This window comes from Bradyrhizobium sp. STM 3566 (genome assembly GCF_045571445.1).
Classification (GTDB): Bacteria; Pseudomonadota; Alphaproteobacteria; order Rhizobiales; family Xanthobacteraceae; genus Bradyrhizobium; species Bradyrhizobium vignae.
The window spans coordinates 1,941,213-1,954,838 of record NZ_CP120692.1; the positions used below are offsets into that span (position 1 = coordinate 1,941,213).

The following is a 13,626-nucleotide window of genomic DNA, read 5'->3' on the forward strand; positions in this document are numbered from 1 at the left end:
CGGCGCTGTGTGCGTACGGCAAAACCGTGTGGTCCTGGCCGTCGTTGCTACGGTCAAGCTCTTGCGGATGCGGCAGTCGCGTCAACCGGCGCGATGGCCGGTGACTTTCGCGGGAGTGAGGGAGGCCAGAACGAATTCGGCTCCCGGGAGAGCGCGGCATAAGCCGTCCGACCATCGCGCAGGGAAGGCCGTGTGTTCGGCACCACCTGTATGCTGCTGTGCGGTTTTCTGCGTGTGCCTTTTGCGCAGCAGACCGCGGGTGCGAGGTCAGCACCCGGCCTTCCCCATAGGCGTTAAGTTTGTTCTTGAGTGTTGGAATCACACGTGATTCCAAGGCGGGATGGCAGACGAATCGCTTCTGAACGAGGACTGGACGAGAGTGGTTACGCAGCTCGGCGGGGCTGCGCAGCTTGAAATAAGTGCGCGCCAGACGAAGGCTTTCGTGCGGCGGCGCCAAATTCCAGATGCGGTGGCGTTACTTCGGCTGATGCTGGCCTATTGTCTGGGTGAAAGAGGGTTGAGATCGACAGCCGCGTGGGCCGCTTCTGTTGGCCTTGCCGACCTCAGCAGCGTGGCGTTGTTCTATCGCCTGCGTCAATGTGGCGATTGGTTTGCAGTGCTGGTGGAGGGCTTGCTCGCTGCGGCAGCCCCGAAAGCGAGCCGAGGCCGCCTGATCCGCATTATCGATGCGACGACAGTGCCTCAGGCAGGACCGGCTGCGCGCAGGAACAGTGAGCTTTGGCGCGTTCATAGTGCATTCGATCTGCCATATGAGCGCTTTGGTCACTTCGAGCTGACAGATCAGCAAGAAGGCGAAACGTTTGACCGGATACCGGTGGTCAAGAACGAGATCCGCATTGCTGACCGCGCTTATCTACAACCTGACCGCATCGCCGCTGTGCGCGACGCCGGGGCAGACGTTTTGATCCGAGCGGGCTGGAAGAACGCACGTTGGCTTGATGCCAAAGGCCTTGCGTTCGATCTGATGGCCCAATTGCGTGCGGCGAAGGCGCACGGACTGATCGATCGGAGGATTTGGATCAAACGCAAGGACGGTGCGCCTCTGGCTATGCGTCTGGTCGCAGTCAAGAAGCCCGCCGGTGCAGTCGCGGCTTCGCGCCGTAAAGCCCGGCGCGACGCACAAGACGAAAACCGCGTCATCTCCAAAGAAACTCTGGAAGCCGCGGATTGGGTCATTCTGGTCACGTCGCTCGCGCGGGACGAGTTCTCCACCAAGGATGTACTCGCGCTCTATCGACTGCGATGGCGCATCGAACTTGGCTTCAAGCGACTGAAGAGTCTGATTGGTCTCAAGACGCCACCTGGAACCGATCCGCGCTCCGCCAAGCCCTACTTGCTGGCACACCTCTTGATCATCCTGCTGCTCGAGCCGCTTGCCCGCGACTTCGAGGACTCTCCCCGCTGGACGCAGGCCGCCTGACGGCACCTGGCGCTTGGCGTGTTTTGCAACAACTCGTTGCATCCTTGCTACAAGCGATCATTCCACAACCAACCATCCGTTGCTTTCGCCGCAGAAAGCGAGCGCTTGGGCGGCACCTGCGCGAGCCTCCTCGAAAACGTCCGTATCAATCGATGCTCGCGCTACCTTAACGCCTATGCGGCCTTCCCTGCGCCCTTGTGTCCCCGAAATCTGCCAGAATGTGGCAACGGGCGGTTGGATCAGAACCGCCCGTTGCCGGAACTGAGCCCGTTGCGCCCAAAGGCGACAGAGCCTGCTAAAGAGCAAGGGACAGCTCCGGTGTCTTCCTCAACCCGAACAGTTGCAAGGGCTGCGAGCCCGTACCAGGCAAGGAAGGGAGTGGATGATGACACAAGACGATCTGGTTGTCGTCGGCATCGATGTCGCTAAAGACAAGATTGATGCGTGCATTCGGACCGTAACGGAGCGGAAGACTTGCCCAACAACCGCGGCGGGGCGACGGAGCTTGATTGCATGGCTTCGCAAGCATCAGGTCGGCAAGGCAGTGATGGAGGCAAGCGGCGGCTACGAGCGGGTATGGGCCAAGGCGTTGCGCCAAGCAGGGCTGGAAGTACGGATCGTCGATCCCAAACGGGTTCGCCACTTTGCGGAATCGGCGGGACGCCTTGCGAAAAATGACAAGATCGACGCGGAGATGATCTCCTGGTTCGCCGAGACATTCGGCGAGGCTCCCAGCCAAGTCGACAATCCCGCTCACGAGGAGATGAAGGCACTGGTGAAGGGACGCCAAGGCCTGCTTGACGTCAGGGCTCGCCTGGAAATGCAGAAGGAGCATGAGGCGCCGGCCCTTGTTCAGAAGGCTCGCGCGCGTCTTCTTAAGAAGCTGGCTGACGAAATCGCCGCGCTCGAGACCGCGATCGCGGCGACGATCAAGACAACGCCGGACTTTGCCAAACGCGCCGAGATCATCCAGAGCGTACCAGGCTTTGCTGAGGGGACCGCAATGGCGCTGCTTGGAGGACTACCGGAGCTGGGGCAGGTGAGCGACGAAGTTGCCGCCGCGTTGATGGGCGTTGCTCCTTATGACGATGATAGCGGCAAACGTCGAGGTGAACGCTGCATCAAGGGTGGCCGCCGCTGGGTGCGAAATGCCCTCTACATGCCCTGTGTCGGTGCCGCAACGCTGAACAATCCGGTGTTCAAGGCCTTCTACGAACGGCTGATTGCCAAGGGCAAGCCGCCAAAGGTCGCGATCGTCGCCTGTATGCGCAAGCTGATCATCATCCTCAACACCATGATCGCGCGCGGCGAGACGTGGGATCCGAAGAAATACAGGGTGGCCTGACGAGCGCGCCTATCTCGCGCTCGGACCTCGGCCGAGCGCATGCAAAGCCAACAGACCGGTGAGCGGACGGGGTCAAGGCCGTCAGCCGCCGCAGGCGGGGGCGCGCCAGCGCCAGCCTTGAGGCCGGCCGATCGCCGGGCTACTTCGCCACAGTTGCTCTTTCTTCGGAAGAGGCGATGGAATGAAGCAAAGCTCGGGCGAGATGAGCCGCGAGGCTGCGAAGCTGTGTCTGCTGGTCAAAACGTGAGTCAGAGAGCGACGCCATGCGTCTTCGTCATTGCGAGGAGCTCCTGCGACGAATCAATCCAGACTGCTGCGGTGGAGGGATTCTGGATTGCTTCGCTGCGCTCGCAATGACGATGTGAGGCAGCGTGCACAAATCTCTCACCATCACCCTGAGATGGCCGCTTCTTCAGCGGCCCGCGAAGGGCGACGGCCCGGCTGCATCTCGGCCATTCATCCTTCGAGGCTCCCCATGGGACGCTTTGCGTCCCATGCCTCGTACGTCAGGATGACGGGAGCTGCAACGAGCTCAGACTTCCCGTCGGCTCAAAAACGCCAGCCGCTCGAACAAATGCACGTCCTGCTCGTTCTTGAGCAGCGCGCCATGCAGCGGTGGGATCAGTTTGCGCGGATCCCGCTCCCGCAGCTGCTCGGCGCTCATGTCCTCGTTGAGCAGCAGCTTGAGCCAGTCGAGCAGCTCCGAGGTCGACGGCTTCTTCTTCAGGCCGGGCACCTCGCGCACCTCGAAGAAGATGCGCAGCGCCTCTTCAACGAGGCGCTTCTTGATGCCGGGGAAGTGGACATCGACGATGCGGCCCATCGTGTCGGCATCGGGGAACTTGATGTAGTGGAAGAAGCAGCGGCGCAGGAAGGCGTCCGGCAGCTCCTTCTCGTTGTTGGAGGTGATCATCATGATCGGGCGCTGTTTGGCCTTGATCGTCTCGCCGGTCTCGTAGACATGGAATTCCATGCGGTCGAGCTCGAGCAGGAGGTCGTTCGGGAATTCGATGTCGGCCTTGTCGATCTCGTCGATCAAGAGCACCGGGCGCTGCTCGCTGGTGAAGGCTTCCCACAGCTTGCCACGCTTGATGTAGTTCTTGATGTCCGAGACGCGGGCATCGCCGAGCTGGCTGTCGCGCAGGCGCGACACCGCGTCGTATTCGTAGAGGCCCTGCTGCGCCTTGGTGGTGGACTTGATGTGCCAGGTCAGCAGCGGGGCGTTCAGCGCCTTCGCCACTTCCTCCGCCAGCACCGTCTTGCCGGTGCCGGGCTCGCCCTTCACCAGGAGCGGGCGCTCCAGCACGATCGAAGCGTTGACGGCGACCTTGAGATCGTCGGTCGCAACATAGTCCTTGGTGCCGGTAAATTTCATCGCGCGTCCTTGTTGGTCGTCGTCCGAGGCATCGCCACTTTCATCGCGGTCGCGACATGGGAACGGCCGCGTAGCGCGGCCGTTCCTGGTTCGGTCAGGCTTTCAGACCCGTCTTATCAGCGAAAGGATCACCAGCACAATCACCGCGCCGATCGTGGCGTCCACGATGGCGCCAACCGTGCCGGTGGCGAGCGCGATATGCAGCTGCGGCAGCACCCAGCTCGCGACCAGCGCGCCGATGATGCCGACGACGATGTTGCCGATCAGCCCAAATCCCGCCCCGTGGACAATCTTGCCCGCGAGCCAGCCTGCGATCGCGCCGATGATCAGCGCCGCGACAATTCCCATTGCAAACGTCCCCAAAACAACCCCTTGAGGCCGGCAATTCTAGAGCAAAAAGCCCTTGGGTCCACGCTGAATCACCGCGGTCGTGATCCTGCTTCGTCTCTCCCTATGGGCCCCTATGGGAGAGGTGAAGCGCCGCCCCTTGACGCCAGCCACCCGACGGGCAATCTGTCACCCATGTTCCTGCAATTCTTCACCTCTCTGCGCGATGCGCAGGTCCCCGTAACGCTGCGCGAATACCTCACGCTGATGGAGGCGCTCGACGCTGACCTCGCAGACTACACGGTCGAGAATTTCTACTATCTGTCGCGCGCTTCGCTCGTGAAGGACGAGCGAAATCTCGACAAGTTCGACCGCGTCTTCGGCACCGTTTTCAAGGGGCTGGAAAGCCTGCTCGACGCCATGGAGAAGGCCGAGATCCCCGAGGAATGGCTGAAGAAGCTCGCCGAGAAATACCTCACCGAGGAAGAGAAGAAGCAGATCGAGGCCATGGGCTGGGACAAGCTCATGGAGACGCTGAAAAAGCGCCTCGAGGAGCAGAAGGGCCGCCACCAGGGCGGCTCGAAGTGGATCGGCACCGCCGGCACTTCACCCTTTGGGGCCTACGGCTACAACCCCGAGGGCGTCCGCATCGGCCAGGAGAAGAACCGCAACAACCGCGCCGTGAAGGTGTGGGACAGGCGCGAGTTCAAGGATCTCGACGGCAATGTCGAGCTCGGCATCCGCAACATCAAGGTGGCGCTGCGGCGCCTGCGCAAATTCGCGCGCACCGGCGCGCCCAACGAGCTCGATCTCGACACCACCATTCGCGAGACCGCCAATCACGGCTATCTCGACGTGCACATGCGCCCCGAGCGCCGCAATGCGGTGAAGCTCTTGGTGTTCTTCGACATCGGCGGCTCCATGGACGCACATATCGAGCAGGTCGAGGAGCTGTTTTCGGCGGCCAAGAGCGAGTTCAAGCACATGGAGTATTTCTACTTCCACAACTGCCTCTATGAAGGCGTGTGGAAGCAGAACAAGCGCCGCTTCACCGACCGCACGCCGACCTGGGATGTGCTGCACAAATACCCGCACGACTACAAGGTCGTGTTCGTCGGCGACGCCTCGATGTCGCCTTACGAGATCATGGTGCCGGGCGGCTCGGTCGAGCACGTCAACGAGGAGCCGGGCTCGGTCTGGCTCGACCGCATCATCCGCACCTATCCGCACGCGGTGTGGCTGAACCCGGTGCAGCAGAAGCACTGGGACTATTCGGAATCCACCACCATCATCAAACGCATCTTCGCGGGCCGCATGTACCCGATCACGATCGAAGGCCTGGAAAGTGCGATGAAGGAATTGACGCATTAGCGCTGCCGTCATTCCGGGGGCGCGTGCAGCGCGAATTCCGGAATCTCGAGGTTCCGGGTTCGCTCGCTTCGCGATCGCCCCGGAACGACGGAAGAAGAAGGGAAGACCCCATGCCCCAGACCATTACCCGCGGCATCAAGGCGCTGATCGACGAGGCCAATGCCGAGATCGAGACGCTGACCGCCAAGGACGCCATCGAGATCTCCAAGAACGGCGATGTCGTCATCGTCGACATCCGCGACCCCCGCGAGATCGAACGCGACGGCCGCATCCCCGGCGCCTTCGCCTGCACCCGCGGTATGCTCGAATTCTGGATTGACCCGCAGAGCCCCTACGCCAAGCCGATCTTCCAGGAGGACAAGAAGTTCGTCTTCCACTGCGCTGGCGGCCTGCGCTCCGCGCTCGCGGCCAAGACCGCGCAGGATATGGGGTTGAAGCCCGTCGCCCACATCGCCGGCGGCTACGCCGCCTGGCGTGACGCAGGTGGCCCGACCGAGCAATGGGAGCCGAAGAAGAAGGGGTGAGAAGGTGCTGCGCTGTTGCGCCATTCTCCGCTGTCATTCCCCGCGAAAGCGGGGAATCGAGTACGCCGCGGCCTCTCGACTCAATCACAACCGCCTCTGGAATACTGGATCGCCCGGTCAAGTGTTCAGCCCGGGGACATGACCGACGGGTGTTCGGGGACATAGCCGACACATCATAGTGCAGGGATTTGGCAGTAAAGGAGGCCAAGTCCATGCCCTGGCGAGAGGTGTCGGTGATGGATCAGCGGCGGGAGTTCGTGCGGCTTGCGATGCAGGAGGGAGCGAACCGGCGGGAGCTCTGCCGGCGGTTCAATATCCATCCCGACACGGGCTACAAATGGCTTGCACGATGGCAAGCGGATCAGAATGTCGACGACCGCTCGCGCCGACCGCATGCGAGCCCGGGACAGACCGATTGCGAGCTTGAGGCACGTATTCTCGCGGTACGCGATGCCCATCCGGCATGGGGAGCTCGCAAGATAGCTCACTGCCTGGAGCGCAATGGCTTGCGTTCGCCAGCAGTCTCAACAGTTCATCAGATCTTGCGTCGGTCTGGCCGCATCAAGCCTCCGATCGGCGGCCCGACGGCAAGCCAGCGTTTCGAGATGCCGGCCCCCAATCTGTTGTGGCAGATGGACTTCAAAGGCTGGGTTCGGCTCGGCAATGATACCCAGTGCCATCCTCTGACGGTGGTGGATGACCACTCCCGCTATGATCTGTGCCTGCAGGCCTGTGCCGATCAACGCACAGATACCGTGCGCAGCCGCTTGGAGAAGACCTTTCGCCACTACGGGCTCCCGGAGGCTTTCTTCGTCGACAATGGTTCGCCCTGGGGTGATCCTTCCGGCGAGCGATGGACACGGTTCTCGGTGTGGCTGCTCAAGCTTGGCGTCGCCGTCATCCACAGCCGCCCATATCACCCGCAAAGCCGCGGCAAGAATGAACGATTCCACCGCACCCTCGCGGCTGAGGTGTTCGCACTGCGACAGTTCCGCGATCTCGCAGAGACGCAGCGTGCCTTCGACGCCTGGCGGGAAGTCTACAACTTCGAACGGCCACACGAGGCGCTCGGACAACAGGTCCCGGCCAGTCGATATCGGCCCAGCCAGCGACCAATGCCCGATCGATTGCCACAGGTCGAATACGACAGCCATGAGATCGTGCGCCGCGTCTCCACGACCAAAGCCTATGTCAGCTTCAAGGGACGTCTTTGGAAAGTGCCACAGGCCTTCCGTGGCGAGCGCCTCGCCATCCGCCCCTCGGCAAACGATGCGCAATACGGGATCTTCTTTGCCGCCCACCAAGTCGCTATCATCGACTTGGCGAGCGGAGAATGTGTCGGCTATGTCCCCGAACACCCGTCGGTCATGTCCCCGGGCTGAACATCAAGCCGGGCGATGACAGCGGAGTTCGATGCGCATTGCCTCAACTTCGGAACGACAAGAAAGACATCATATGACCGCCACCGACCCCCTCGTCTCCACCGAATGGCTCGCCGCCCACATGGGCGATGCCAACATCAAGATTCTCGATGCCAGCTTCAAGCTGCCGGGCGTGCTGCCGCTGCCGAAGGACGACTATCTCGCCGCGCATCTGCCGGGCGCGGTGTTCTTCGACGTCGATGCGGTGTCGGATCATTCCAACCCGCTGCCGCACATGTATCCGAGTGCCGAGCAGTTCGGCCGCGACGTCGGCAATCTCGGCATCGGAAACAGCGACACGGTCGTGCTCTACGATGCCGGCGGCTGGGTTGCAGCGCCCCGCGCGTGGTGGATGTTCCTGGCCTTCGGCCACGGCAATGTGCGCATCCTCAATGGCGGCCTGAAGAAGTGGCGCGCCGAAGGGCGTCCGGTCGAGAGCGGCGAGGTGAAGCCCAAGCCTACGACGTTCAAGGCGAGTTATGATTCAAAACGCGTGCGCAGCATGCAGCAGCTCATCGCCAATCTCGAAAGCAGCAAGGAGCAGGTGATCGACGCGCGCGCCGCCGACCGTTTCGAGGGGCGCGCGCCGGAGCCGCGGCCGGGCATCCGCTCCGGCCACATCCCCGGCGCCCGCAACGTGCCCTACAATCTGCTGTTCGATGCCGCGACCGGTGAGATGAAGCCGCTCGACGATCTCCGCGCCGCCTTCACGAATGCCGGCGTCAAGCTCGACGCGCCCATCGTGACGAGCTGCGGCTCCGGTGTGTCCGCGGGCGTGCTCACGCTCGCCCTCTATCGCCTGGGGATCACCGACACCGCGCTCTATGACGGCTCCTGGTCGGAATGGGGTCAGGCCGGCGGCCCGCCGATCGCGACCGGGCCGGCGTAGTCGCCACGATGACAGTGCGCTCCCTCGCCCCCTTCTTACGGGGAGAGGTGAAGATCAGCGCGTGCGCGCCGTCGCCGTCGCGGTGAACGCCTGCGGCTGACCGAATGGATCGAGCTGCTGCTGCACCTGCTGAGGCGGTGGGCGGCGCACCACGCGGTGCCGCTTCTTCGCCTTCGCCTTGCGCTTGGCCGCCTTGCTGTCCGATGCGCTGCTGTCCGGCTTCTTGCTCTCGGCTTTGGCCTTCGCCGGCGCAGCCTTCACCGCCGTCGTCGCCGGATCGTTCAGCACGGCCAGCTTCGCGGAGGCGGTATCAACCGCCGGGGAGGCGAGGGCGGCAGTGGGCTCGGGCGGCGCCGGCTCGCTGTTCGTTGCGGCGGGCTGGGCCGCTGCAATCGACGCCGTGGTGTCGGCCGGGGTGAGCGTGTCGGTGGCCGTTGGCGGTGCAGCCTCTACCGTCGCTTCGGGCTTGGCTGGTTCGACAGCCGGGACTTCAGCCAGAGGCGCGGTGGCCTGCGGCTGAACGGCGGTCTCGGTGGCCAGCGCGGCCACCTGTTCGGGCTCGCTCGCCGGCAATCCAATGGTCGGCACCTGGTCACGCAGCGATAGCGTGGTCTCGGCGGGCACCTCCGGCTCCGCCCGCAATACCGCGAGCACCGGCTGGGCCGGTTCGGGGCTCTGCGCAAACACCTGCTCCTGCGGGCCGTTCCGCCAGGAGGGGTTGCTGACATACTGCTGATGGGTCGCCCGCAGCAGCGCGGCGGCACCTAGGCCGAACACCAGGATGGAGGTTGACAGCAGGATCGCGGCAAACAGGAAGCGAAAGCCGGGAAGCATCGAGCGATTGCGAATTTCCGCCCCGGCGGCGACTGGGCCGGGGCCAAAGAGCCATCTGAACGCGGTGACGGTACTGCTTGCCGCGTTCGCCACGCGGATCCGAGCTCAAAAGGTGGCGAATCAGGCTGATTCGACCATATCGCAACGCTTCGGCATCGTTCTGTTAAAATCGCGACCGAACATCGCGGCAATTGATGCCGCGATACGATTTCAGCCCCGTGATGCAACGGGGCAACGGTAGTCTTGCGGATCACAAATCGGCCAATCCGGCGCAAATAAGCCTGATATGTCTTGAATGTGCCGCTATCTTCCGTCATCTGGCCGTTAACGGTCCGATCGGGCTTGGGGACTATACAAGAGCGATGATGATCAAACACTTTCTGACGATATGCGCTGCCGCGACAGTCGCTGCGGCGGGGACCTCGCTCGCTCAGGCTCAGAGCTATCCGGTCCAACAGGCGCCAGGTTATGGTGCCCCGGCCGAATATCGGCCCGGCGACCGCATGCCGAATTTCGACGCGCTGGACGAAGACGACGAGGCGATGCCGCAGGCTTCGCTGCCGCCGCCCGGTCCGGCTGACGATCCGCGCTACGGCCGCCCGGCCGGCGCGCCTCCGGTTTATTCGGCCGCCCCGCCGCAGGGGCCGGTGATGTCGCCGGATGATCCGCGTTATGGCCGTCCGGCTGGCGCTCCGCCGGTCTATTCGGCGGCGCCGCCCCAGGGCCCCGTGATGTCGCCCGACGATCCCCGCTATGGCCGGCCCGCCGGTCCGCCGTCGGTGATCTACGCCGACCGTCCGGCTCAGGCGCCGGCCAACGATGGCCTACGTCCGCCGGAGGCAGTCGGTGGTCCGGCCGCGACCGGAGCGGTGCAGTCCGGCCAGCCGCCTGTTGGCGCCGACGGCCGGCCGATGACGGTCGCCTCGCTGCCACCCGAGGAGCAGCCGGATGCTGCGCCGGCGCAGCTGCCGCCGAATCTGCGCCGCCAGGAAGTTGCGTTCCAGACCAAGGAGCCGGCCGGCACCATCGTGGTCGATACGCCCAACACCTACCTCTATTACGTGCTCGGCAACGGCCGCGCGGTCCGCTACGGCGTCCGCGTCGGGCGCGACGGCTTCACCTGGACTGGCGTGCAGAAGATCACCCGCAAGGCCGAGTGGCCGGATTGGCATCCGCCGACCGAGATGATTGAGCGTCAGCCCTACCTGCCGCGCTTCATGGCCGGCGGCCCCGGCAATCCGCTTGGCGCCCGCGCGATGTATCTCGGCTCGACCGTCTATCGCATCCACGGCACGAACCAGCCTTCGACGATCGGCAAATTCGTGTCCTCCGGCTGCATCGGCATGCTGAACGAGGACGTCTCGGACCTGTTCGACCGCGTCAAGGTCGGCACCCGCGTGGTGGTGCTGCCGGGCGGCCCGTCGCCGGGAACGGCGACTGCCTCCGCTGCGCCGACCCCCGGTGCCGCCGGTCCGGCTCCGATGGCCGCTCAGGCCGGTCCGGTGCCCGGCACCCAGCCGACGGTGGTGCCGCCGCTCCCCGCGCCGGTGACGGTGCGCTAAACCGGCTCGCAGAACCGACCAATCGGCGGCGCGTGTGCTTTGGCCACGCGCCGCACTCATTTGACGCATGCTCGTTCGCGCCTCCGCTCGCTTGAATCCACGCCCGGCCCGACTACGTCCCGGCTGATTGCAGCGAATGCGAGGAGCACAGGATGCGAATCTTTGTTGCGGGCGCCACTGGCGCCGTGGGCCGTCAGCTCGTCCCTCTCCTTCTTGCCAGCGGCCACTCGGTCGTCGCTTCGACGCGGAGCGCGGCGAAAACGGGCATGCTCGAGAATTTCGGCGCCGAACCTGTCATTGCCGACGGCCTCGACGCGGCGGACATGCGCGCGGCCGTAATCGCGGCAAGGCCTGATGTGGTCATCCATCAGATGACCGATCTAGCCGCCGCCACGGATCTGCGGCATTTCGATCGCGCGTTCGCGCGGACCAACGAGTTGCGGACCCGCGGAACCGACATTCTGCTCGCGGCCGCGCGCGAGGCCGGTGCCAAGCGCTTCATTGCACAGAGCTTCTGTGGCTGGACCTTCAGCCGCGATGGCGGAGCGATCAAGACGGAAGCGGACGAACTTGAGCCGAATCCTCCGGAAGAACTGCGTCGTACACTCGAGGCGATCCGGTATCTGGAGCGAACGGTTACGGCATCGTCTGCACCCGAAGGCATCGTGTTGCGCTACGGATTCTTCTATGGCCCGGAAACCGGCACGCTGTCGCCGGCGATGCAAGATCAGCTTCGCCGGCGGCGAGTGCCGGTTATCGGCGATGGCGGCGGACATTGGTCGTTCATTCACACCGAAGACGCTGCGTCAGCGACCGTGGCTGCGGTCGAGCGCGGACGCGCCGGCAACATCTACAACATCGTCGACGACCATCCGGCACTGGTCAGGGATTGGCTGCCGGCGCTCGCCGAGTTCCTTGACGCCAAACCCCCGCTTCACGTTCCGGCGTGGCTCGGGCGACTGCTTGCGGGCGAACACATGGTTGCGATGATGACCGAGGTGCGCGGGGCCTCCAATGCCAAGGCCAAGCGCGAGCTCGGTTGGCTGCCGGCCCATCCCTCCTGGCGAGACGGCTTCGTCGACGCTGTGAGGCATTCCGTGGGCCATCGCACGGCGGCTTGAGCTTCTATGTGAGGGAGCGATGACGGTTGATGCCCGGCCTCATCGCGTTTCAGGCAAGCCGCCGCGGCAGCTCGCTGCCCCTGGTCCAGGCGTCGATCGCCTCGACCATCTGGCCGTAATGGATGCGCAATCCATCGGTGGTGGCGTAGCCGAGATGCGGCGTCAGCACGAGATTGTCGAGCTTGCGAAAGGGGTGGCCGGCCGGCAGCGGTTCGATCGAGAACACGTCCAAGCCGGCGCCCGCGATCTGGCGCTGCTGCAGCGCCTCGAGCAGCGCTTGCTCGTCCACGATCGGCCCACGCGCGGTGTTGACGAGGAAGGCCGTCGGCTTCATCCGCGCGAGATCGGCGCGGCTGACGAGGCCACGCGAACGCTCGCTCAGCACCACGTGGATGGTGACGATGTCGGCCTTGGCGAACAGCTCCTCCTTGGTAGCGTAGCCGACGCCGACTTCCCTGCACTTCTCGGGCGTGAGATTCGGGCTCCAGGCGATCACGTTCATGCCGAACGCCTTCGCGATCCCAGCCATCTTGCTGCCGAGCTTGCCGAGCCCGACGATGCCGAGCGTCATCCCCTCGATCTCGACGCCGGCAAAGCTCTGCCAGGGCTCGCCGGCATGCATGCGTGCATTCTCGCGGCCGATGCCGCGGGTCAGCTCCAGGATCAGGCCCATGGCGAGCGGCGCGGTCGGATCGCGGGAATATTGGGTGCCGCCCACGGCCACATTGCGCGCCTTCGCAGCCTCCATATCGATGGAAGCGTTGCGCATGCCTGAAGTCAGCAGCAGCTTCAGCTTCGGCAGGCTCTCAAACAGGCTCTTGGGAAACGCGGTGCGCTCGCGCATCGCGCAGACGATCTCGAAATCGGCCAGTGCGCTGGCTGCCGCCTGCTCGGAGGCGAAGGGATGGCTGAACACGGTGACGTCAAGGCGGTCGGATAGTTTCGGCCAGTCGGCGACATCGAGAGCGAGGTTGAAATAGTCGTCGAGAATTGCACAGCGCAGCCGCGTCATCAGCGTTCATCCATGGCGAGAGGTGACGGCGCGAGCGGGGCGCCTTCGTCGGAACCGGACCATGGTTGCGCGCAATCAGGACGGCGCGCAAGCCGCCGAGGTCTTCAAAAGTCCGACAGGAAAGAGGGGATCAACGGTCGCGGGGCTTCAGGCGGAACGGCGCATCCATGCCGTGCTTGGCGCGCCAGGCCGGGCCGGGGCCGCGCATGTAGTGCAGCTCGGGCCGATACGGGTTGAAGGCGGTGGTGACGAAACGCTTCCAGAAGGCCTTGATCTCCGAGGCGAACTCGGAGACGTGCCCGGCTGCCGCCGGAACAGGAAGAGAGTTGGTCTCGATCAGAGCCATGATGCGGCCTCGCTGTGCTGCCCGTTCGTTCTGAGCGGGTGGCGCTGTTTCCGCGCGA

Annotated in this window: 13 protein-coding genes; 8 read left to right on the top strand and 5 right to left on the bottom strand. The window is 64.1% G+C overall.

Features of this window, described 5'->3' with window-relative positions:
* Positions 1–340: 340 nt before the first annotated feature.
* Positions 341–1,441, top strand: coding sequence for an IS4 family transposase (locus P6U27_RS09215; RefSeq protein ID WP_122404748.1), 1,101 nt, complete (start codon positions 341–343; stop codon positions 1,439–1,441).
* 385 nt (positions 1,442–1,826) lie between these two features.
* Positions 1,827–2,786 carry an IS110 family transposase gene (locus tag P6U27_RS09220; RefSeq protein ID WP_122406484.1) on the top strand — a complete coding sequence of 320 codons (960 nt, stop codon included), beginning with the start codon at positions 1,827–1,829 and terminating at the stop codon, positions 2,784–2,786.
* A gap of 532 nt (positions 2,787–3,318) precedes the next feature.
* On the opposite strand, the gene P6U27_RS09225 is transcribed toward P6U27_RS09220, so the two are convergent.
* A complete protein-coding gene (locus tag P6U27_RS09225; protein WP_407193897.1) occupies positions 3,319–4,161 on the bottom strand; it encodes an AAA family ATPase in 843 nt (280 codons plus the stop codon).
* A gap of 102 nt (positions 4,162–4,263) precedes the next feature.
* Positions 4,264–4,509 carry a GlsB/YeaQ/YmgE family stress response membrane protein gene (locus P6U27_RS09230; RefSeq protein WP_129146197.1) on the bottom strand — a complete coding sequence of 82 codons (246 nt, stop codon included), beginning with the start codon at positions 4,507–4,509 and terminating at the stop codon, positions 4,264–4,266.
* 174 nt (positions 4,510–4,683) lie between these two features.
* Here P6U27_RS09230 and P6U27_RS09235 point away from each other — a divergent pair, with 174 nt between their 5' ends.
* The 4 genes from P6U27_RS09235 to sseA all read left to right on the top strand — a co-directional run bounded on the left by P6U27_RS09235 (position 4,684) and on the right by sseA (position 8,693).
* Positions 4,684–5,859: a vWA domain-containing protein gene (locus P6U27_RS09235; protein ID WP_407193898.1), complete on the top strand. Its 1,176-nt coding sequence runs from the start codon at positions 4,684–4,686 to the stop codon at positions 5,857–5,859.
* A 110-nt stretch (positions 5,860–5,969) separates the two neighbouring features.
* The gene (locus P6U27_RS09240; protein WP_018641027.1) at positions 5,970–6,383 is read left to right on the top strand and encodes a rhodanese-like domain-containing protein; all 414 of its coding nucleotides are present in this window, start codon (positions 5,970–5,972) and stop codon (positions 6,381–6,383) included.
* Between the two features lie 212 nt (positions 6,384–6,595).
* The gene (locus P6U27_RS09245) at positions 6,596–7,765 is read left to right on the top strand and encodes an IS481 family transposase (protein ID WP_122402679.1); all 1,170 of its coding nucleotides are present in this window, start codon (positions 6,596–6,598) and stop codon (positions 7,763–7,765) included.
* A 73-nt stretch (positions 7,766–7,838) separates the two neighbouring features.
* The gene (gene sseA, locus P6U27_RS09250; RefSeq protein WP_122401903.1) at positions 7,839–8,693 is read left to right on the top strand and encodes a 3-mercaptopyruvate sulfurtransferase; all 855 of its coding nucleotides are present in this window, start codon (positions 7,839–7,841) and stop codon (positions 8,691–8,693) included.
* Positions 8,694–8,747: 54 nt separating this feature from the next.
* Here the strand turns inward: sseA and P6U27_RS09255 are convergent, their stop codons facing one another.
* The gene (locus P6U27_RS09255) at positions 8,748–9,527 is read right to left on the bottom strand and encodes a hypothetical protein (RefSeq protein WP_209294246.1); all 780 of its coding nucleotides are present in this window, start codon (positions 9,525–9,527) and stop codon (positions 8,748–8,750) included.
* A gap of 365 nt (positions 9,528–9,892) precedes the next feature.
* Between P6U27_RS09255 and P6U27_RS09260 the strand changes: the two genes are divergently transcribed.
* Both P6U27_RS09260 and P6U27_RS09265 read left to right on the top strand, forming a co-directional pair.
* Positions 9,893–11,089: a L,D-transpeptidase family protein gene (locus P6U27_RS09260; protein ID WP_407194431.1), complete on the top strand. Its 1,197-nt coding sequence runs from the start codon at positions 9,893–9,895 to the stop codon at positions 11,087–11,089.
* A gap of 152 nt (positions 11,090–11,241) precedes the next feature.
* Positions 11,242–12,210 (top strand): NAD-dependent epimerase/dehydratase family protein, encoded by a 969-nt coding sequence (locus tag P6U27_RS09265; protein ID WP_407193899.1) that lies wholly within the window; start codon positions 11,242–11,244, stop codon positions 12,208–12,210.
* A gap of 49 nt (positions 12,211–12,259) precedes the next feature.
* Here the strand turns inward: P6U27_RS09265 and P6U27_RS09270 are convergent, their stop codons facing one another.
* Together P6U27_RS09270 and P6U27_RS09275 are read right to left on the bottom strand one after the other, a co-directional pair.
* Positions 12,260–13,222, bottom strand: a complete 963-nt coding sequence (locus tag P6U27_RS09270) for a D-2-hydroxyacid dehydrogenase family protein (protein ID WP_407193900.1) — start codon at positions 13,220–13,222, stop codon at positions 12,260–12,262.
* A 130-nt stretch (positions 13,223–13,352) separates the two neighbouring features.
* Positions 13,353–13,568: a hypothetical protein gene (locus P6U27_RS09275; RefSeq protein ID WP_407193901.1), complete on the bottom strand. Its 216-nt coding sequence runs from the start codon at positions 13,566–13,568 to the stop codon at positions 13,353–13,355.
* Positions 13,569–13,626 lie beyond the last annotated feature (58 nt).